This window comes from Pseudophaeobacter sp. A-200-2 (genome assembly GCF_041008815.1).
GTDB classification, from domain to species: domain Bacteria; phylum Pseudomonadota; class Alphaproteobacteria; order Rhodobacterales; family Rhodobacteraceae; genus Phycobacter; species Phycobacter gallaeciensis_A.
Genome location: NZ_JAXGFU010000011.1, coordinates 72,500 through 92,312, shown reverse-complemented (window position 1 = coordinate 92,312; position 19,813 = coordinate 72,500). Strand labels below are relative to the sequence as shown.

Annotated in this window: 17 protein-coding genes; 13 read left to right on the top strand and 4 right to left on the bottom strand. The window is 59.3% G+C overall.

Features of this window, described 5'->3' with window-relative positions:
• Window positions 1–10: 10 nt before the first annotated feature.
• From SM766_RS17160 to SM766_RS17100, 13 genes are all read left to right on the top strand, one after another.
• Window positions 11–1,384, top strand: coding sequence for an aspartate aminotransferase family protein (locus SM766_RS17160; protein ID WP_368948553.1), 1,374 nt, complete (start codon window positions 11–13; stop codon window positions 1,382–1,384).
• Window positions 1,385–1,724: 340 nt separating this feature from the next.
• A complete protein-coding gene (locus tag SM766_RS17155) occupies window positions 1,725–2,714 on the top strand; it encodes a TRAP transporter substrate-binding protein (RefSeq protein ID WP_274836083.1) in 990 nt (329 codons plus the stop codon).
• Between the two features lie 63 nt (window positions 2,715–2,777).
• Window positions 2,778–3,272, top strand: a complete 495-nt coding sequence (locus tag SM766_RS17150) for a TRAP transporter small permease (protein WP_274829369.1) — start codon at window positions 2,778–2,780, stop codon at window positions 3,270–3,272.
• The gene (locus SM766_RS17145; RefSeq protein WP_274829370.1) at window positions 3,272–4,543 is read left to right on the top strand and encodes a TRAP transporter large permease; all 1,272 of its coding nucleotides are present in this window, start codon (window positions 3,272–3,274) and stop codon (window positions 4,541–4,543) included. The genes SM766_RS17150 and SM766_RS17145 overlap by 1 nt, the downstream gene beginning before the upstream one ends.
• A gap of 5 nt (window positions 4,544–4,548) precedes the next feature.
• Window positions 4,549–5,442: an isocitrate lyase/PEP mutase family protein gene (locus SM766_RS17140; RefSeq protein WP_368948552.1), complete on the top strand. Its 894-nt coding sequence runs from the start codon at window positions 4,549–4,551 to the stop codon at window positions 5,440–5,442.
• Window positions 5,443–5,542: 100 nt separating this feature from the next.
• A complete protein-coding gene (locus tag SM766_RS17135; protein WP_368948551.1) occupies window positions 5,543–7,165 on the top strand; it encodes a GMC family oxidoreductase in 1,623 nt (540 codons plus the stop codon).
• 21 nt (window positions 7,166–7,186) lie between these two features.
• The gene (locus SM766_RS17130) at window positions 7,187–8,806 is read left to right on the top strand and encodes a long-chain-fatty-acid--CoA ligase (protein ID WP_368948550.1); all 1,620 of its coding nucleotides are present in this window, start codon (window positions 7,187–7,189) and stop codon (window positions 8,804–8,806) included.
• Window positions 8,807–9,038: 232 nt separating this feature from the next.
• Entirely contained in the window at window positions 9,039–9,875 is an 837-nt protein-coding gene (locus tag SM766_RS17125) for an OmpA/MotB family protein (RefSeq protein ID WP_065272117.1), read from the top strand.
• 122 nt (window positions 9,876–9,997) lie between these two features.
• Window positions 9,998–11,299 (top strand): flagellar hook protein FlgE, encoded by a 1,302-nt coding sequence (locus SM766_RS17120; protein ID WP_368948548.1) that lies wholly within the window; start codon window positions 9,998–10,000, stop codon window positions 11,297–11,299.
• 45 nt (window positions 11,300–11,344) lie between these two features.
• Window positions 11,345–12,790: a flagellar hook-associated protein FlgK gene (flgK, locus tag SM766_RS17115; protein ID WP_368948547.1), complete on the top strand. Its 1,446-nt coding sequence runs from the start codon at window positions 11,345–11,347 to the stop codon at window positions 12,788–12,790.
• A gap of 27 nt (window positions 12,791–12,817) precedes the next feature.
• A complete protein-coding gene (locus SM766_RS17110) occupies window positions 12,818–13,798 on the top strand; it encodes a flagellin (RefSeq protein ID WP_237028361.1) in 981 nt (326 codons plus the stop codon).
• Window positions 13,798–14,901, top strand: coding sequence for a flagellar basal body P-ring protein FlgI (locus tag SM766_RS17105; RefSeq protein ID WP_065272121.1), 1,104 nt, complete (start codon window positions 13,798–13,800; stop codon window positions 14,899–14,901). Before SM766_RS17110 ends, SM766_RS17105 begins: the two co-directional genes overlap by 1 nt.
• A 106-nt stretch (window positions 14,902–15,007) precedes the next feature.
• Complete coding sequence (locus SM766_RS17100; protein ID WP_368948545.1) at window positions 15,008–16,000, top strand: hypothetical protein; 993 nt, start codon at window positions 15,008–15,010, stop codon at window positions 15,998–16,000.
• A gap of 443 nt (window positions 16,001–16,443) precedes the next feature.
• On the opposite strand, the gene fliP is transcribed toward SM766_RS17100, so the two are convergent.
• From fliP to fliF, 4 genes are read right to left on the bottom strand one after another with little or no spacing between them, the layout of a single operon-like run.
• On the bottom strand, window positions 16,444–17,190 hold the full coding sequence (gene fliP, locus SM766_RS17095) for a flagellar type III secretion system pore protein FliP (RefSeq protein ID WP_065272122.1): 747 nt from the start codon (window positions 17,188–17,190) through the stop codon (window positions 16,444–16,446).
• Window positions 17,187–17,483 (bottom strand): FliM/FliN family flagellar motor switch protein, encoded by a 297-nt coding sequence (locus SM766_RS17090; protein ID WP_065272123.1) that lies wholly within the window; start codon window positions 17,481–17,483, stop codon window positions 17,187–17,189. Before SM766_RS17090 ends, fliP begins: the two co-directional genes overlap by 4 nt.
• On the bottom strand, window positions 17,476–18,075 hold the full coding sequence (locus tag SM766_RS17085; RefSeq protein WP_065272124.1) for an ABC transporter ATP-binding protein: 600 nt from the start codon (window positions 18,073–18,075) through the stop codon (window positions 17,476–17,478). The genes SM766_RS17090 and SM766_RS17085 overlap by 8 nt, the downstream gene beginning before the upstream one ends.
• Window positions 18,075–19,745, bottom strand: a complete 1,671-nt coding sequence (gene fliF, locus SM766_RS17080) for a flagellar basal-body MS-ring/collar protein FliF (protein WP_065273660.1) — start codon at window positions 19,743–19,745, stop codon at window positions 18,075–18,077. Before fliF ends, SM766_RS17085 begins: the two co-directional genes overlap by 1 nt.
• Window positions 19,746–19,813 lie beyond the last annotated feature (68 nt).

The window sequence follows — 19,813 nt, the reverse complement described above, 5'->3', positions numbered from 1 at the left end:
AGGACTAGATATGCTGAAAAACGATCAACTGGACCAATGGGACCGCGACAACTTCTTTCACCCCTCGACCCATCTGGCGCAGCACGCGCGCGGTGAAAGCCCGAACCGGGTGATCAAGACCGCCAGCGGCGTGCATATCGAGGACCGCGACGGCACCAAGCTGCTGGACGCCTTTGCCGGGCTGTACTGCGTGAACGTGGGCTATGGTCGTCAGGAAATCGCCGAAGCCATCGCAGATCAGGCCCGCGAATTGGCCTATTACCACTCTTATGTCGGGCATGGCACCGAGGCGTCGATCACCCTCTCGAAGATGATCCTGGACCGGGCGCCTTCGAATATGTCCAAGGTCTATTTTGGCCTCGGCGGCTCGGACGCCAATGAAACCAACGTCAAGCTGATCTGGTATTATAACAACATACTGGGTCGCCCCGAGAAGAAGAAGATCATCTCGCGCTGGCGCGGCTATCACGGCTCTGGGCTGGTCACCGGCTCGCTGACGGGGCTTGAGCTGTTCCACAAGAAATTCGACCTGCCGCTGGCGCAGGTGGTGCACACCGATGCGCCCTATTATTTCCGCCGCGAGGATCAGAACCAGACCGAAGAACAATTCGTTGCCCATTGCGTCGCAGAACTGGAAGCGCTGATCGAGCGCGAAGGCGCCGACACCATCGCCGCCTTCATCGGTGAACCGGTTCTGGGCACCGGTGGCATCGTGCCGCCCCCCGCCGGTTACTGGGAAGCGATCCAGGCCGTGCTGAAAAAGCACGACATCCTGCTGGTCGTGGATGAGGTCGTCACCGGGTTTGGCCGTCTCGGCACCATGTTCGGCAGCGATCACTACGGGCTGGAAGCGGATATCATCACCATCGCCAAGGGCCTAACCTCGGCCTATGCGCCGCTGTCCGGTTCGATCGTATCCGACAAGGTCTGGAAGGTGCTGGAGCAGGGCACCGATGAGAACGGCCCCATCGGCCACGGCTGGACCTATTCGGCGCACCCCATCGGTGCTGCGGCGGGCGTTGCCAACCTCAAGCTGATCGATGAACTGAATCTGGTTGAAAACGCAGGCAGCGTGGGCGCCTACCTGAACCAGTCGATGAAGGACGCGCTGGGCGATCATGCCCATGTCGGCGACATCCGCGGCGAAGGCATGCTCTGTGCGGTGGAATTCGTGAAGGATCGGGATAGCCGCACCTTCTTTGACGCGGCTGACAAGATCGGTCCGCAGATCTCGGCCAATCTCCTGGAGCAGGACCGGGTGATTGCCCGCGCCATGCCGCAGGGTGATATCCTGGGCTTTGCGCCGCCCTTCTGCCTGACCCGTGAAGAGGCCGACACCGTGGTTGCGGCAACCGCGCGGGCCGTGAAAGCGGTTCTGGGCTAATACCCTGGGCTGAGGTCCGGATGCGCCTCGGGCGGGGGGCTCCCGCCCGGATCGGATCCCCTGCGGGAGGATCTTCTCCCGTTGGGCCCGGCAAAAGGAAAGGCGTCGCGCAATTTGCGCGGCGCCTTTCTTTTTGTTGCAGCCGCTGCGCGTTATCGCCCGGCTGAGGGCGCTTTGGATGCGGCCTTTCCAAAAAAATTTGAGCTGCAAAACCAGTCAAATAATTGAATTGTATAAATTTTTTAAAGTTCGACTATCGCACCCGGCAGGCCTCCGGCATTTTCCTTGACCAAAGGTAAGTCCTTGATGGAACATTCTTTTATTAACGGGAGGAAAATTCATGAAACTGACTTCGACGCTGACAGGCGCCGCGCTGGCGCTGTGCACTGCACTGCCCGCATTTGCTGCGGATGTGACTGCACGTATCTCTTTGCAGCTGCCGCTCAAAAGCCACCTTGGCCAGAACCTCTTGATGTTCAAGGAAGAGGTCGAAAAGACCTCGAACGGTGACATCGCGGTGGAGATTTACGACTCCGCGCAGCTTTACAAGGACAAGGAAGTGCCTGCCGCTGTCGGCTCTGGCGCCATCGAGATGGGCGTAGCTTCGCTGACGCGCTATGTCGGGGATATTCCGGCGGTGGATGTCTTCTATATGCCGTTCCTGTTCAACTCAGAGGAAAAGGTGCGCAAGGCCGTTGCGCCGGACAGCCCGGTGCGCGGACCCATCGATGCTGCCATCGCTGATACTGGGGCCACGGTTCTGTGGTGGCAGGCCTATGGCGGCGCCATCATGCTGTCCCAGGACGGTCCGGTGAAAACGCCTGCTGATATGGAGGGCAAGAAGGCCCGCGTCTTCGGCAAGACGCTGGGTGATTTCGTCACTGCGACCGGCGGTGCCCCGACGCTGATTTCCGGCTCCGAGCAGTATCTGGCCTATCAGCGCGGCACCGTTGATATCGGCATGACCGGTGTTTCGGGCGTGAAATCCCGCAAACTGTGGGAGGTCATGGACACTATCACCGTCACCAACCACGCCGATATCGAATTCATCGTTGTGGCCAACACCGACTGGTGGAATGGTCTGTCGGCTGAGCATCAGAAAATCATGGCCGATGCCGCCCGCAAGGCTGAAATCGCGGTACGGGACGAGATGTCCGCGATCGAGGCTGCCGCCTATGCCGAGGCAGAAAAGGCCGGGATGACGGTGTACCAGCCGACCGACGCAGAGATCGCCGCCTGGAAAGAGGCTGCCGCGCCCGTCTATGACGGCTTCCGCGCTAAGGCCGGTGATCTTGGCGCAGAAATCCTGTCTGCTGCCGAGAAATTCTGAGCCTGACTGTCACGGACCGGCGCCGCATCCGGGGCCGGTCCATCCTATTCTTCGGGAAATTCCATGCACGTTTTTGCCAGGTTCGTGACCGCGCTGGCCCTTGTGGCGGCGGTCCTCTTTGTTCTTGCGGGGATCATGCTGACCTATGAGGTTATGGCCCGCTATTTCTTTGTCCGCCCCACCATCTGGGCGGCGGAGCTGAGCCAGTTCTGCCTGATCTGGGGATCGCTGATCGCGGCGCCCTGGTGCCTGCGCGAACGGCGCCATATCCGCATCACGGCGGTGATCTCCGGATTGCCGCGTGGTCCCCGGATCGGCGCGGATGTCTTTGCCATGGCGGTGGTGGCGGTGTTCTCCGCTGTCGTGCTGGTCTACGGATATGAGATTTTCCACGACAGTTTCATGCGCGGGCGCACCACCGGCACCATGCTGGATATGCCCATGTGGTACGTCGAACTGTCGCTGCCCTTCGGCTTTGCGGTGCTGCTGCTGCAATCCGTGATCGAGGTCTGGCGCGCGGCGCAGGGGCATATCGCGGCGGAAGGAGAGCATGAATAATGACGGTTTTCCTGATCCTTTTCGCCCTGTTCGCGCTGCTGCTTGTCGGTGTTCCGGTTGCCTTTGCCCTTGGTGGGCTGGGCCTGTCGATGCTGATCCTTGGCGGATTTTCTCCGCTGATGGCGCCGCAGGCGATCCTCTCCACTCTGGATGGCTTCATTCTGCTGGCGGTGCCGTTGTTTTTGTTGATGTCCAATGTGCTGCTGAAAGGCGGCGTTGGGCGTGATCTATATGCCGCCGTGCAGGCCTGGGTCGGCCACTGGCCTGGTGGGCTGGCCGTGGCGACGGTGATTTCCTGCGGGTTGTTCGCCGCGATCTCCGGCTCTTCGGTGGCGACGGCCGCTACCATTGGCACCGTTGCCATCCCGGAAATGATCAACCGCGGCTACGAGCGGCGCTTTGTCTACGGGTTGTTGGCGGCTGGCGGCACGCTGGGGATCCTGATCCCGCCGTCGATCCCGATGATCATCTACGGTTTCGTCACCGAGGAATCGGTGATTGCCCTGTTCCTGGCCGGTGTCGGCCCCGGTCTGGCGCTGCTGGTGCTGTTTGCTGGCTATTCGATGATCTATGCCTCGATGAAGGGCATGGGCCGCAGTGAAAAGGCGACCGGCGCCGAACGCCGCCGCGCCACCCTGCGGGCGCTGCCGTCGATTGCGTTGGCCACCGTGGTTGTGGCGGGCATCTATTCCGGCGCCTTTACCCCGACCGAGGCCGCGGCCATCGGATTTGCATTTGCCGTGGTCATCACCGCGCTGGTCCTGCGTACGCTGACCTGGAAAGCCTTCTGGGAGGCGGCGGTGGACAGCATGGCGACCACGGTCGCGATCTTGCTGATCATCGCGGGCGCCAAAGTGTTCGGAAAGGCGATCACCTTGTACCGTATCCCGCAGGAAATCAGCGCCTTCATCTCCGACGCGGTGTCCAGCCCGGTCATGTTCGTGCTGCTGGTGGCCGGTATCCTCGTGGTGATGGGGCTGGTGCTGGAGGCGCTGTCGATGGTGCTGATCATGACCCCGGTGCTGCTGCCTGCTGCCATGGGGCTGGGCTTTGATCCGATCTGGTTCGGCGTCTTCATGGTGGTGATGGTCGAGGCCGCCCTGATCACGCCGCCGGTGGGGCTGAACCTTTACGTGATCCAGGCCGTGGCACGCGCCACCCTTGGCGATGTGGCGCGTGGGGCGATCCCCTTCCTGCTCCTGATGTTCTTCTGTGTGGTGCTGCTCTATCTGGTGCCCGACCTTGCCCTATATATTCCCTTCAAATTGTGAGTGACATGACGACACCTGCTGACCGCCTGCGCGCCCTTCTTGCGCAGCCCCGCCTTCACACCATGCCCTGCGCCTATGATGCGCTGTCTGCCAAGCTGATCGAACAGGCCGGGTTCGACCTGACCTTCATGACCGGGTTTGGCGCCTCTGCCTCGCGGATCGGGGCGCCGGATCTGGGCCTTATGAGCTATGGTGAGGTGCTGGATCAGGCCCGCAATATCGCCGGGGCGATCTCTGTGCCGCTGATTGCCGACGGGGACACCGGCTATGGCAATGCAATGAACGTGCGCCGCACGGTACAGGGGATGGCTAATGCGGGCTGCGCCGCAGTGATGATCGAGGATCAGCTGGCACCTAAACGCTGCGGCCATACGCCGGGCAAGGCGGTGGTGGGCCGCGAGGAAGCCTTTGACCGCATCCGCGCCGCTGTGGATGCGCGCAACGAGGGACAGGACATCCTGATCCTTGCGCGCACTGATGCCCGTCATGATCACGGGCTGAATGAGGCGCTGACCCGCGCGCAGAAGTTCCGTGAGCTGGGCGCCGATATCATCTTTGTCGAGGCGCCCCGGTCCGAGGCGGAGATGCGCGAGGTCTGCGCGGCAACGGATGCGCCCAATATGGCCAATATCGTCGAAGGTGGCGAAACCCCCGACCTGCCGCCCGAGGCGCTGGAAGAGATCGGGTATCGTATCGCAGCCTACCCGTTGTCGCTGATGGCCTCGGCGATGCAGGCAATGATGCAGACGCTGGCCGAGATGAAAGTGGGTCAGCCACGTAGCAACCTGATGGACTTCATGGAGCTGCGCCGCCGGATCGGATTTGACGACTATTACGAAGCCTCGGAGCGCTATGCGACATCGGCCCGCCCGGTGACCGGCGCGCGCGAAGGTAGTTAAGCCAGGATCCGCGCAATCATGGTTTACGCACAGTAAACGTGGACAGGATGCCCCTTCCTGCGCTCACCTTGGAACAGGATGCAGCCTTGGGAGGGGAGCGATGCAGTTCGACTATGTGATTGTGGGGGGCGGTTCAGCAGGGTCAACTCTGGCTTCGAGGCTCAGCGAGGATCCGAACACCAGCGTCTGTCTACTGGAGGCAGGCGGGCGCGGTGACAGCATTCTGGTACGCGCACCGGCGGCGGTGGTTGCCATGCTGCCGGGTCGTCCCAAGATCAACAACTGGGCGTTTGAGACTGTGCCGCAGCCGGGCCTGAACGGGCGCAAGGGATACCAGCCGCGCGGCAAGGCGCTGGGCGGCTCCAGTGCGATCAACGCCATGCTATATGTGCGCGGTCATGCGGGTGACTATGATGAATGGGCAGCGCTGGGCTGTGATGGCTGGGGCTGGAGTGACGTGCTGCCCTATTTCCAGCGCGCCGAAAACAACGAAGCTGGCAGCGATGCGGTGCATGGCGGTGATGGCCCCCTGCAGGTCAGTCACCAGAAATCCCCGCGCCCCATCACTCGCGCCTTTGTCGAGGCGGGCAAGGCGCTGCAGATCCGCGAGACGGCGGATTTCAATACTGGAGATAATGAAGGCATCGGCCTTTATCAGGTGACGCAGTTCCACGCGGCGGAGAAGAATGGCGAGCGTTGCTCGGCCGCGGCAGCCTATCTGCACCCGGTGATGGATCGCGCGAACCTGACGGTGATCACCGGCGCCCACGCCACCAAGGTGCTGTTTCAGGGTAAGCGCGCCACCGGCGTTGCGTACCGGAAGGGCGGGCAGGATCTGACGGCCAACGCCGGGCGCGAGGTGATCCTCTGCGGCGGCGCCTTCAATTCACCGCAACTGCTGCAGCTGTCGGGGGTGGGGCGCCCGGAGGATATCACGCCGCATGGGATTGGTATGGTGCACGAGTTGCCCGGCGTCGGGCAGAACCTGCAGGATCATCTCGATTTCACCCTCGCCTACAAAAGTAAGGACCGGGACAATTTCGGGATCTCTTTGCCGGGCAGCGTCAGCCTGCTGAAGCACATCAACGACTGGCGCAAGACGGGCAAGGGGATGCTGGCGACTCCCTTTGCCGAAGGGGCGGCGTTTCTGAAAACCGATCCGACACTGGAGCGCGCCGATGTGCAGCTGCATTTCGTCATTTCCATCGTCGATGACCACGCCCGCAAGCTGCATCTGGGTCATGGCTTCAGCTGCCATATCTGCGTGCTGCGGCCTAAATCGCGTGGCTCGGTCGGGCTGACCTCGGGCGATCCGATGGCGCCGCCGCGGATCGATCCGCAGTTCCTGTCCGATCCCGAGGATCTGACCACCCTAATCAGGGGCGTGCGCAAGACCCGGCAGATCATGCAGACGCCGCCCTTGCAGGGCTACATCCATAAGGAGCTGTTCATCGAAGGTGAGCCGGATGACGCAGCGTTGGAGCAGCACATCCGCGCGCGGTCGGATACGATCTATCATCCGGTGGGTACCTGCAGGATGGGGCAGGACGAAATGGCGGTCGTCGATCCGGAATTGAAAGTGCGCGGCATGGAGGGCCTGCGCGTTGTGGATGCATCGGTCATGCCGCGGCTGATCGGAGGCAACACCAACGCACCGACCATCATGATCGCAGAAAAAGCCGCGGATCTGATCCGCAACCGGGCGGCTCTGGCCGCCGAGTGAATTTTGGAGGAGCAAGGCAAAATGCTTGGCAAGATGATGCACAAACCGCTGACGATCAGCTCGTTGATCGAACACGCGGGCCGGTACCACGGCAACACCACCGTGACTTCGGTCGAAACCTCGGGCGAGGTCGTGCATTCCAACTGGGGTGAGATCGAGGCGAATGCCCGCAAACTGTCTGCCGCGCTGAAGCGTCTTGGCATCAAGGCAGGAGAGCGCTGCGGCACCATCGCCTGGAACAACCGCCGCCATCTGGAAATCTATTTCGGTGTCTCCGGTGGCGGGATGATCTGTCACACGATCAACCCGCGCCTGAAGCCGGAACAGCTGATTTACATTATCAACCACGCAGAGGATCAGGTGCTGTTCATCGACGCCACCTTTGTGCCTGCGGTGGGCAAGCTGAAAGAGCACCTGAAAACGCTGAAACACATCGTGCTGATGGGTCCGCGGGATGAGGCGGCCGCCGAGGCCGTGCCAGGCATCCTGTTCTACGACGAACTGCTGGCCGCCGAAGGCGATGACAACAGTTGGCCCGACCTTGATGAAAACACGCCGTCGAGCCTGTGCTATACCTCTGGCACCACCGGCAACCCCAAGGGGGTGCAATATACCCACCGCACCACAGTGCTGCACTCCATGGGCGGCAACCAGCCGGACGGGCTGGCGATCTCGGCGCGCGATACGGTGATGGCAGTGGTGCCGATGTTCCACGTCAACGCCTGGGGTGTTCCCTATATTGCGGCGGCTGTAGGCGCCAAGCTGGTTCTGCCGGGGCCGCATCTTGATGGGGAAAGCCTGGTCAAGTTGATCGATGGCGAGCGGGTCACCCTTGCGCTGGGCGTGCCGACCATCTGGATGGGGCTGTTGCAGGCGCTGGAGAAGACCGGCAGCAAGGCCGAAAGCCTGAAGCGTACCGTTGTGGGCGGCTCGGCCCTGCCGACGGTTATGATCCCGACCTTCCGCGACAAATACGGAGTGGAGTTGATCCACGCCTGGGGCATGACCGAAACCAGCCCGCTGGGTACGCTCAACAACCTTCTGCAGAAACACGACGACCTGAGCGTCGAGGAAAAGGGCAAGATCCGCGAAGGGCAGGGGCGTCCGCCCTATGGTGTCGAACTGCGCATCGTGGACGAGGCGGGCAAACGCCTGCCCGAGGATGGCGAGACCCAGGGCGAGTTGCAGATCCGTGGTCACTGGATCATCGATACCTACTTTGGCCATGACACCAGCGCGCTGACCATGGATGGCTGGTTCGATACCGGCGATGTCGCCACCATCGATGCCGATGGCTATATGATCATCCGCGACCGGTCCAAGGACATCATCAAGTCGGGCGGTGAGTGGATTTCGACGGTGGAGCTGGAAGACATCGCCATGTCCCACCCCAAGGTCGCCCAGGCGGCTGCCATCGCGGCCCGGCACCCCAAGTGGGATGAACGTCCGGTGGTCATCGCGGTGCGTTCCGACCAAAGTCTGACCGAAGAAGAGTTGTTGGCGCATTACGAAGGCAAGGTTGCAAGCTGGCAGATTCCGGACCGCGTGGTCTTTACCGATGATCTGCCGCTGGGCGGCACCGGCAAAGTGCTCAAGAACAAGCTGCGCGAATCATTCGGCGACATCCTTTTGGACGCTTGAAACGCCCTTCTGATCCCGCCCTTTTTGTGGCGGGGTCAGACCTCCGCCACACCTTTGCCACAAAGCCGCCACATCGTTGACTTGAGGTCGTCTCGGTTCACCCCTGAAAACCACATTTATGCCCTTAAATCATTTGTTTAGATGTCTTAATAGCAGCCAATTTTAGCTGTTAAGATCTGATTAACACACTGCCTGATACCCCGATTGTGGGTGAAAAAAAGTGGTGGTTGAAATGAGCGCTCAAAGCAATGTAGCTCCGATAATTATCAAGAAGAAAAAGTCAGGTGGTGGCGATGGACATCACGGCGGTGCATGGAAGGTGGCCTACGCCGACTTCGTGACCGCGATGATGGCATTCTTCCTTCTGATGTGGCTCCTGAATGCGACCACTGAAAAGCAGCGCAAAGGTCTGGCTGACTATTTCTCGCCGTCCATTCCGCTCAGCCGGGTCTCCGGTGGCGGCAACGGCGCGTTCAGCGGGGACAGCATGTTCACCGAGGACGTCAAACCGCAAAGCGGCATTGGCGCGACTGACGAACACCCGACAAATGCGCGGCAGGCTCAAGGCGCGACCGGGCTGATGGATGCAAGCGAGCAGTCCGCCCAAGAGGAGGTTTTCCGGGTCGTCGAAGAGGAGCTGAAAGGGCTTGGCGGTGAAAGCATGGTCTCAACCGACCTGGCGCGCCATATCGTGACACGGGTCACCGACGAAGGTCTGATCATCGAATTGTTCGAAACCGAAGACGCAGCGCTGTTCGAAGATGGTACAGCAGAACCGACGCCCTTGTTCCGTGATCTGGTGCGCATGGTGGCCCGGGTCAGCGGTACGGTGGCCAACGGTATCGCCATTGGCGGGCACATCCGGTCCCAGCCTGTGGTGCTTGCCAAGAACCCGGTGTGGGAGTTGTCGCACGCCCGCGCTGATGCGGCCCGCCAGCTACTCGAATCGGGTGGTCTGAAATCTAGCCGAATCCATCGGATCACGGGCTATGCCGACCGTACTCTGGCCGTTGAAAACCCCATGCGGGTTCGCAACAACCGCGTCGAAATCACCCTTTTGCGCAAGTAAAACATGACAATTAACCACCCCCGGGCGGCGACAGATAGATTGGATTTTATCTGTTAGCCGCCCGTTAAGTGCTCGTGCGCTAGCTATTGCATCAAGAATTTGAAGCAGCAGAAAGGCGTGCTATGACCATTTCTTCGTCGCTATATGCGGGTGTATCCGGGCTCGGCGCGAATGCCAGCCGACTGGCCTCCATCTCCGATAACATCGCGAACTCCTCTACCGCTGGCTACAAGCGCGTCCAGACGGATTTCCATTCGATCGTGGCGGGGTCCTCTGGCGGTGCCTATAGTGCGGGCGGTGTGCGGACCACCAATGTGCGTCTGATTGATCAACGCGGTCCCCTGGTGACGACAGATAATCCGACAGACCTGGCAGTGCGCGGCAGCGGCTTCCTGCCTGTGACAACCCTTTCGGAAATTGCAGCAGGCAATGGTGCGCCGACGATGCGGCTGACGACTGCAGGGTCCTTCAGCATGAATTCCGATGGCTATCTCGCAACGGAATCGGGGCTGGCACTGCTTGGATGGCCGACAGATGCTGCTGGGAACACCTTGGCCGGCGCTGTGGACTCGAGCGATGGTCTGGAGCCGGTATATCTGAATAAGAACCAGCTGGTCGGCGAGCCGACAACCAAAATGCAGATTGGTGCCAACCTGCCTGCGACAGCGACGGAGGCTGGCGCAACCTCAGGGATTGAATCCCTGTCGATCGAGTATTTCGACAACCTTGGATCCTCGGAAAATCTGGATATCGAGTTCACTCCGACGGTGCCCGCGACCGGTAAATCCAACCAATGGACGATGACCATCAAAGATACCGCCAGCGGCGGCGCGGTTGTGGGTGAATATACCCTGGAATTTGACGACAGCCGTACCGATGGCGGCAATCTGGCTTCGGTAACTGATGTGAGTGGTGGTGCGTATGATGCTGCGACCGGTAGTGTTATCGTTACTGTCGATGGCGGCCCGATCGAAATCAATATCGGCCTGATCGGTGAAAATGATGGTTTCACCCAGGTTTCCGATACCTTTGCACCCGCGACCATTACCAAGGATGGTGCGACTGCGGGCAACCTTCTGGGGGTTGATGTAGACACGTCGGGCTTTGTCCGGGCCAATTATAGCACTGGCGCAAGCCGCATCCTCTACAAGATCCCGCTGGTCGATATGCCTAACCCCAATGGTATGGTGTCGATGGACTATCAGACCTTCCTCCCGTCAGCAGATAGCGGCGCGTTCTTCCTGTGGAATGCGGGCGATGGACCCACCGGTGAAATTGCTGGCTTCACGCGTGAGGAATCTTCGACCGATGTGGCGGGCGAGCTGACCAACATGATCCAGACGCAGCGGGCCTATTCCTCGAACGCGAAGGTCATCCAGACCGTCGACGAGATGCTTCAGGAAACCACCAACATCAAGCGTTAACGCGCTGATGCGCAATGACCCCGGCTTAGAAAGAGCAGGCTGATCATGTCTATCACAAGTGCAATTAACTCCGCGATGAGCGGATTGAATGCTGCGTCGCGATCTTCACAGATCGTGTCCGAGAACCTCGCCAACGCGCTGACCCCGGGTTACACGCGGCGGACACTGGATCTGAATGCGAATGCCTACTCTCCGGGGGTGAGAATCGGTGCGGTCCAGCGCATGGTCGATCCGGGCGTGGTCTCTGCGCGCCGCGATTCTGAGGCTGAATATGCCGTGGCTGAGGTCAACGCGACTTTTTACGCGCGGATGAGTAGCCTTGTCGGCAGCGTTGACGATGAATCTTCGATCGCATCGCAGATGGCCAACTTCGACGGCAGTCTGGTCGAGACGTTGTCTCGGCCTGACTCCACGCCGCGTTTGAACGATCTGGCGGTGAAGGCGGACCTTCTGGTCCGCTCGATCACCGACGCGGCTGACGGGCTCCGCGATATGCGGGTTCAGGCCGATACCTCGATCGGTATTCAGGTCGACAAGGTGAATTCCACCCTGAAGGAGCTTGAAAAGCTGAATGCCCGCGTTGTCGTGGCCAAAGCTGCGGGGGCCGACACCACGACATTGCTTGACCAACGCAGCATGCTGGTTGATGAAATCAACGCGATCATCCCGGTCAATGTTATCAACCGGGATGGTGGCAGGATCGCGCTCTATTCCTCCGGTGGCACTGCGCTCTTGGAGGGTAAAGCTTCTGAGCTCAGCTTCTCTCCCAAAAGTGACATGCTGCCTCATATGACCCAGGACAACGGGCTGTTGTCAGGGCTTGAGGTGAATGGCAAACCGATCAGCACAAGCGTAAACGGCCCCATCCGAGGCGGCACACTGGTTGCTCAGTTCCAGGTCCGTGACGTGCTGGCCGTGAAGGCGCAGGACGATCTTGATGCCTATGCCCGCGATCTGATCGAACGGTTCCAGGATCCGGCACTCGATTCCACGATCGGTGCCACGGATGCGGGTATCTTCACTGATGGTGGCAACTTCTTCGATAGCGCCGACACGGTTGGGATTTCCGGCCGACTGGAGCTGAATGATCTGGTTGCCATGGATGGTCAGGCGGAAACCTGGCGTTTCAGGGACGGGCTTTATGCAGCCACGCAGGGTGATCCCGGTGACGGTAGTCTGATCAATGGCTACGCAGAGGCCCTGAAGGAAAACCGTTCTCTGAGTTCGACAGGTCTTGGCAGTGTCAGTGGCGATGCCTCGACGCTGAGTTCCGTCTTGCTGTCCCGGTTTGCCCGCGACGACAACAGCGCGTCGAACACGCTGACCTTTGCGGCAGCCAGCTATACCGAAATGGCCCAGACCGAGGCGAGCTTTGGTGTCGATACCGATGCCGAGCTGCAGAACCTGATGCTGTATGAAAAAGCCTATGGTGCAAATGCCAAGGTGTTGTCCGTCGTGGATGGCCTGCTGGAAACTATTCTGGGGATCTGATCAATGATTATTAAGTCCTATGGCGACATGGCGCAGCATATGTTCTTGCGTAACCGCAACGCCGAGCTGAAGCAGGATATCGAAAGGCTGGGGCAAGAGCTTGCCAGCGGGAAACTCTCCGATATTACCGCCAGACTGGGTGGTGATTTCACGTATCTTTCCGATATCGAAACCAACCTGACCCGCCTGGAAAGCCATGTGATTGCCACCAACGAGGCAAAGCTTTTTGCAACGGGCATGCAGGGCAGCCTGGAACTGATTCAATCTTCGGCTCAGACCATGCGTGACAATTTGCTGGGCCTGACACCAACGCTTAAGCCTGACGATGCAGAGCGTTTCGGTGCGGAAGGACGGATCCAGCTAGATAATGCCATCAGCAAGCTGAATTCCTGGGCTGGTGGCCGCAGCCTGTTTGCCGGCACCGCCACCTCTACCTCGCCGCTGAATGATGCAGGTACGCTGATGACCGAACTGGTGTCCGAGGTTTCGGGGCTGACAAGCGCAACGGACATCGTGCAGGCGGTAAAGGATTGGTTCGCCGATCCGATGGGGTTTGACGATGCCATGTATGTGGGCTCCACCAAGGATCTGTCACCGGTCGAGGTCGCCGATGGGGAAACCGTATCGCTTGCGTTGCGCGCCGATGATCCTGCTTTGAAGCACCCGCTGCAAAGCTTTGCCATCGCGGCTCTGGTCAACGAAAGCGCGCTGGGTTTGAGCGACACCACCAAGGTTGAGCTTGCCAAGATGACTGGGACGGAACTGCTCAACAGCACCGAACAGCTCATCGATAAACAGGCTAGTATCGGCTTTATCGAAGGGCAGTTGGAGCGCGTGAGTACACGCAACACCGCGACCGAAACCAGTCTGAGCATCGCCAAAAACAACCTGATCAACGCGGACCCCTATGAAACGCATACACGCCTAGAAGAAGCTCAGCTGCAGCTGGAAAGCCTCTACTCGGTGACCTCGCGTAGTTCCCAACTGTCGCTGCTGAGGTACATGTAATGTTGAAATTTCTACGTCTCCTCATCGCCTGTCTGCTTCTGCCTGCGATGGCTCAGGCCAGCGCGATCCGGCTGAAGGATCTGGTGGAGTTTGATGGCGTGCGCGGCAATGATCTGGTTGGTTACGGCCTGGTTGTGGGGCTGGATGGCACCGGTGATGGTCTGCGCAATTCGCCCTTCACCGAAGAAATCATGTCGAACATTCTGGAGCGCCTCGGCGTCAATGTGACGGGCGAACAATTCCGTCCGAAGAACGTGGCTGCGGTGTTTGTGACGGCAACTCTGCCGCCGTTTGCGCGGGTTGGCGGCAACGTCGATGTGACGGTTTCGGCCATTGGCGACTCCAAAAGCCTGATGGGCGGCACCCTGATCATGACGCCACTCAATGCGGCCGATGGTCAGATCTATGCCGTGGCCCAGGGGACCATCCTGGCCGGTGGCACCGTGGCCGAGGGGGAGGCCGCCAGCGTGACGCAGGGCGTGCCGACCGCTGGTGTGATCCCGGCAGGTGGCCGGGTTGAGCGGGAGATCGACTTCGATCTGTCCTCTCTTTCGTCGATGCGTCTGGCGCTGCGTGAACCGGATTTCACCACCGCAGGCCGGATCGAACGGGCCATTAACGCTGAATTCGGCCGCAGCGTGGCCTTGATGCGGGACTCTGGCACGGTTGAGGTGGATATCCAGCGTACCCGTGCGCGATCCACGGCCCATGCGGTCGGTCGGATCGAAAACATCCTTGTCGAGCCGCAGCGCAAGGCGCGTGTTGTTATTGATCAGGCTTCCGGCACCATTGTAATGGGCAGCGACGTGCGGATTTCGCGGGTGGCCGTGGCTCAAGGTAACCTGACCCTCCGGATAGAAGAAGCACCGCTTGTGGTACAGCCCAACCCGTTCGGAAATGGCGAATCGGTTGTCGTTCCGCGCACTGGTGCTGCCATCGAAGAGGAGGAGGGCATCCAACTGGCCGAGGTTCCGGAGAGCACGTCTCTGTCCGAGGTCGTTGCCGGGCTCAATGCGCTGGGTGTCTCTCCACGGGACATGATCGATATCCTGAAAAGCCTGAAAGCGGCGGGAGCTTTGCACGCGGAATTCGTTGTGCGCTGAAGCCAGCCAAAGCACATTACAAAAGCCCGGATCGCTTGCGCGGTCCGGGCTTTTCTTTGGCCAAGTATGCAAAGCGCGTTTTTCGGCTTTGAGCCCTTATCGACCGATGCTGCATGACGTTCGAAGGTCGGGTATTTATCAAGAGGTGCGTTTCAGCGCTGCACGTTTTCTGCAAAACTTCTCCAAAAATAAATTGAAACAGTTGACTAAGAATTCGCCCAGTTACCATGTTGGCAACCTGAGTGGGCAGGAGTTTGATTTGGGAGTTGTTCGCATATTTTTCTTGCTCGCTATAGCCGCAGCGGCCTGGACGGCGTGGACGATCAGTAATCGCGTCAATGATGAACGGAAACAAACGGAGTATATTGCGTTCTTGGCTTCGGACGCCCACGTAATAGTTGGCAAGCGTACTATACGAATTCCATATATAGCGCTCCCTGGTTATACAGCATCGAAGCAAAGTTTTAGCTTGGACCGCTCTGGGGGCCGCGAGCGGTCCAAAGCTCGCCTGGAAGCCTTTCGAGAGGCAGCAGATCGTCGCGAAACCGCCCCGGAACTCGACAAGCTGGAAATCCGTGTGCGAGCTTTTGGGTGGAATGATTTTAATCCATCATTCAGTAATATTTGTAGTCAACTGACGACGCACTGGGCAAAGTCAGTTTGCGACAATCCCTGGGCCCCTCTCACTCAAGCCCTGCCGCGCAACCGGTTTTATCTCAGTGACGCTGAGGCACTGGCGGCATTTGACAATCACTGGACCGTCGGAAAAGAGCGCGTCGGCGACCAACTTCGGGCGATGGAGATTCATCGAAAAACCGCTTCGATTGAATGCGATGGCACCGCCACTAATTCAGGAACAAGATTCTGCACGGCTGCGATGCGCATAGACAGCCGTCTAATCGCTGTCTGGACGGTCTGGAGCAGTCTCGAAGAAACGCCCTTACAAATGGCAGAAAGAGAAAGCCTGGCTATCCAATCGTTCATCGAATACGCAATCTCTCCCAATGAAAACTTCGAAACCTTATTATCGCGGGTCTGCGAACTCAGAGCTCCCGGAAGCGTTGATCATCCCAATCGCCCGAAGTCAGGTTGCAACTGAATAAAGAAAATCTCGATGCTCAATCAATATTCTGAGTGTCAGACCTGAACGGGACATTCCAAATCTAGGGAGCACGGCAGTTTCTCTAATCGGGCGTTTTGGCCAAGGTCAATGTGGCGTGCCCAAGCAGCGTGCATCTACTGCTTCAGGACCAGTAGCCAAGCCGCAGCAAAAGCTGCCATCCGCCCGCGTCACTTCAACGGCAGCAACGTCCGCACAATAAACCTACATGTATTGTAGACCCTGCTTCGTTGCTTGTGGCTGATGCACGTGGTGAAGAATGCGCATCGTTTCGCAAGCAGACACGGAGCAGTTTCAAGGGAATCGAGGATTCGAGGATCTTTTCCAAAAACAAACTGAGCGCGTCACGGAACATAACATTAACGGCCCCCCGAACCGCTGTTCGGAGGGCTGAGATCTGTCCTGATTGTCTGCCGGTCTGGCTAGGATGGATAGTAACTGCGTACCAGGGCGGTTGCGATCAGGCTCCAGCCATCGGCGACCACGAAGAACGCCAGTTTGAACGGCAGGGAGACCACTGCGGGTGGCACCATCATCATACCCATGGACATCAGGATAGCGGCGACCACCAGGTCGATGACCAGGAAGGGGAGAAAGACCAGAAAGCCAATCTGAAATGCCCGCGCGATTTCCGACAGAAGAAAGCTGGAGACCAGAACGGACAGCGGCGCATCGGCTGTTGGATCGATCCCTTGGGTGGCTGGGCGCAGATCTGCGATGGCGTAAAAGGTGTCTGGATCCAGCCGGTTTGCCATGAAGGCTCTGAAGGGTTCCAGACCCCGGGTAATGCCGGTTTCGACGTCCACCTGTTCTTCGATCAACGGGCTGATCCCGTTCACCCAAGCTTCGTTGAATACCGGCTCCATCACGAAATAGGTCAGGAACAACGCCAGGCTGATCATCAGCATGTTTGGCGGCGCCTGCTGCAGGCCCATCCCCTGGCGCAGGATCGACAGCACCGTTACGAGGAACGGAAAGCAGGTAACCATGATCAAAAGGCCGGGCGCGAGGCTCAGCACGGTGATCAGCAGAATCAGCTGGATGGACCGCGCCGAAATCGACTGTCCATCCGCCAATGATAGGCTCAGTTCTTGAGCAACGGCGGCTTGCGGCAGGGCCAGCGCCAGAAAAAGCGCCAGCGCCGCATAGGCGATAGGTTTGTGTGTCATCCCAGCCCGTTTTGCAGATCGGCAATTTCGGTCAGGCGCACAGCCAGCTGGCCAGCCTGATCGCCTTCCATTTCTTCCAGCTGACCGCGGGCGACCAGACGGTCCCCGACATAAAGGTCAACCGGATCCTCGACCCGTTTGTCCAGAGTCAGGATCGCGTTTTCGCCAAGGTTGACCAGATCGCGGATCAGTGGCCGGGCCTTGCCGACCGAAACAACCACTTCCACTGGAACCGATACGAAGGGGTTGCTTGCATCGGTGGCTTTCATATTGAGTTCGGCTGCATTATCCATACTGGCTGTCCTCTCTGACATGATAGGTAAAGGCGTCGATCGAACCATGAATAGATTCGAGCAGCGCGGAGCTGTTTAGTTCGCGTTCGGAGGCGCCGACACGCAGATAAGCCTGACCTTCGGCCAGGGTATCGTCTTCCTGAACTTTCACCGGAACCGAGATATTTTCCGCAACAAGGGCACGGACCGCGTGGCTTTCGCTCGGCGACACCACGATCTGCATCGCCTGATCGGTCTGGAACCGGGCCATATCGGTCAGTTGATCAACGATATGGTGGCCAAAGGTGGCTGACATCGCATCCGGCAGGACCGAACTGGTCAGTACCTTGAACATCGGGTCCAGCGATTCGATGAGCTGGGCCTGGGCCTCGTGGTAGGTAAAGTTCAGGTCTTCAAGCGAACTGGCCAGCGTGGCCGAAATCCGCGTTGATTCCTGATCCTTTGCGCTGATGGCGTCTTCCCAGCCAGCGCTGTATCCCTTTTCAAAGGACACCAGCCTTTGTTCTTCGACGGCCTCCTCGGAAAGCCCGGGGTCGGGGGCTTCGACGGCTGAACCGCCGCCGAAGTCTTCCAGAAGGTGCGTGATACTCATCAGACTCGTTCCTCGTTCTCTTCCAGCCAGCCGCGCAGAATCTGGACGGTTTCTTCCTGACGTTCACCGATCATGGAGCGCAGCCTGTCGACGGGGTTTTCGCCACCACCACCCAGTGCGGGCAGTCCGCCCAGGTCGTCCAGGCCGCTACCCATGCCGGGCATATCGCCAAGTGGAGCAAAATCGCCGCCCATGTTGTCTTGGATTTCTCCGTCCAGGGCGAGATTCGCACCCATGTCCGGGTTCGACATGAAGTCGCCACCTCCGCCCAAGGCGGGCAGATCAGGCAATGCACCGCCGGTAGGTGCGCTCAGCGCGGCGACAGAGGATCCTTTGTTGGACAGAATCGGGCGGACAACGAAGAGGCCAAGGATTAGGGTAACCAGTGCCAGGGCCCCCATCTGGATCAGCGACATGGCGTCGAAATACAGATTGTCCATGAAGGAGCTGGTGGCCACCGTGCCCTGCGGCTCGACAGAGGGAAGATCCATCGACTTCAGGGTAATCACATCACCGCGGTCCGCGTTAAAGCCGACAGCGGCCGAAATCAGCTCGCGCAGGGCTTGCAGTTCTTCTTCGGGGCGCGGTTCGAAGACGGTTTCACCGGCTTCGTTGGTCGCCATGCCACCGTTGACCAGCACCGCGACGGTGAGACGCTTGATGGCACCGGGGCCGCGCACGATCTCTTTTTCGGTTTCGGAGATTTCGTAGTTTACCCGTTCCCGCGTTGCGCTGGTGTTCGCCTTGGAACCCTGGCCCGATGCAGCATCCCCATCGGGAATATTCGAGGCGACGGTCACCTCTCCGGCCTGGTTCTGAGACGAATCGGCGCGTTCTTCCACATCGGTGCTGATCGCAACACGGCTTTCCGGGTCGACGCGCTTTTCGCGGATGGATTCGGTGTCGGTTACGGTCTCGACACTGACTTCAACCACTGCGTTGCCATGGCCGACTCGGGCCTCAACAAGGCGCATGACCCGATCGCGGATGGATTGCGACCTGTCATCGGAGCCTGCACCCGCTGCTGCTGCAGCCTCGGTGGATCCGATCAGGGCACCATTGGCATCGATGACGGCGACGTTTTCCACCGCAAGGCCGGTGACGGCCGAGGCAACCAGAAAGCGAATCGCGTTGGCCTGCGCCGGTGTAATGGGCGACCCCATCGGCACCACGGATACCGATGCGGTGGCATCTGCGGTCCGCTGGAAAGGATTCGTTCCAGTATTGGCGATATGGACTCGCGCTTGGGTGATATGCGGGCTGCCGACGATGGTCCGGGCCAACTCGCCTTCTTTTGCACGCCAGTAGGCGGCGTCGAACATCTGCGAAGTCGTTCCGAACCCGCTGAGCGAATCGAGCAGTTCGTAACCGCGCCCGCCATTCGCCGGAAGCCCCTCGCTTGCCAGGGTCATCCGAAGCTCGTCGCGTTTGTCCGAGGGCACATAAATAGAGCCGCCGCGGACTTCATATTGGATGTTGCGCTGCTCAAGCGAGCTCACCACATCTCCGGCCGTGCCGCTTTCCAGCCCGGCGTATAACAATTGCATTGTTGGCTTGGTTGCCAAATTGGACATCGCCAGGATGCTGAGAATCACGGCCAAAGTCGCGCCAATTGCGATCAGGCGCTTCCGCGTATCCAAACCTGCCCAGACATTCTTGATCTGCTGCACATTAACCTCCGTCGCACCGGCGTTCTGTCCGGCGTGCAACCTTTTTGAACGAACGGCCTTAACATTCG

Excerpts from the sequence above, each read along its gene's own strand:
- SM766_RS17160 (WP_368948553.1), top strand. The coding sequence starts at position 11 with ATGCTGAAAAACGATCAACTGGACCAATGGGACCGCGACAACTTCTTT.
- SM766_RS17155 (WP_274836083.1), top strand. The coding sequence starts at position 1,725 with ATGAAACTGACTTCGACGCTGACAGGCGCCGCGCTGGCGCTGTGCACT.
- SM766_RS17150 (WP_274829369.1), top strand. The coding sequence starts at position 2,778 with ATGCACGTTTTTGCCAGGTTCGTGACCGCGCTGGCCCTTGTGGCGGCG.
- SM766_RS17145 (WP_274829370.1), top strand. The coding sequence starts at position 3,272 with ATGACGGTTTTCCTGATCCTTTTCGCCCTGTTCGCGCTGCTGCTTGTC.
- SM766_RS17140 (WP_368948552.1), top strand. The coding sequence starts at position 4,549 with ATGACGACACCTGCTGACCGCCTGCGCGCCCTTCTTGCGCAGCCCCGC.
- SM766_RS17135 (WP_368948551.1), top strand. The coding sequence starts at position 5,543 with ATGCAGTTCGACTATGTGATTGTGGGGGGCGGTTCAGCAGGGTCAACT.
- SM766_RS17130 (WP_368948550.1), top strand. The coding sequence starts at position 7,187 with ATGCTTGGCAAGATGATGCACAAACCGCTGACGATCAGCTCGTTGATC.
- SM766_RS17125 (WP_065272117.1), top strand. The coding sequence starts at position 9,039 with ATGAGCGCTCAAAGCAATGTAGCTCCGATAATTATCAAGAAGAAAAAG.
- SM766_RS17120 (WP_368948548.1), top strand. The coding sequence starts at position 9,998 with ATGACCATTTCTTCGTCGCTATATGCGGGTGTATCCGGGCTCGGCGCG.
- flgK (WP_368948547.1), top strand. The coding sequence starts at position 11,345 with ATGTCTATCACAAGTGCAATTAACTCCGCGATGAGCGGATTGAATGCT.
- SM766_RS17110 (WP_237028361.1), top strand. The coding sequence starts at position 12,818 with ATGGCGCAGCATATGTTCTTGCGTAACCGCAACGCCGAGCTGAAGCAG.
- SM766_RS17105 (WP_065272121.1), top strand. The coding sequence starts at position 13,798 with ATGTTGAAATTTCTACGTCTCCTCATCGCCTGTCTGCTTCTGCCTGCG.
- SM766_RS17100 (WP_368948545.1), top strand. The coding sequence starts at position 15,008 with ATGCTGCATGACGTTCGAAGGTCGGGTATTTATCAAGAGGTGCGTTTC.
- fliP (WP_065272122.1), bottom strand. The coding sequence starts at position 17,190 with ATGACACACAAACCTATCGCCTATGCGGCGCTGGCGCTTTTTCTGGCG.
- SM766_RS17090 (WP_065272123.1), bottom strand. The coding sequence starts at position 17,483 with ATGGATAATGCAGCCGAACTCAATATGAAAGCCACCGATGCAAGCAAC.
- SM766_RS17085 (WP_065272124.1), bottom strand. The coding sequence starts at position 18,075 with ATGAGTATCACGCACCTTCTGGAAGACTTCGGCGGCGGTTCAGCCGTC.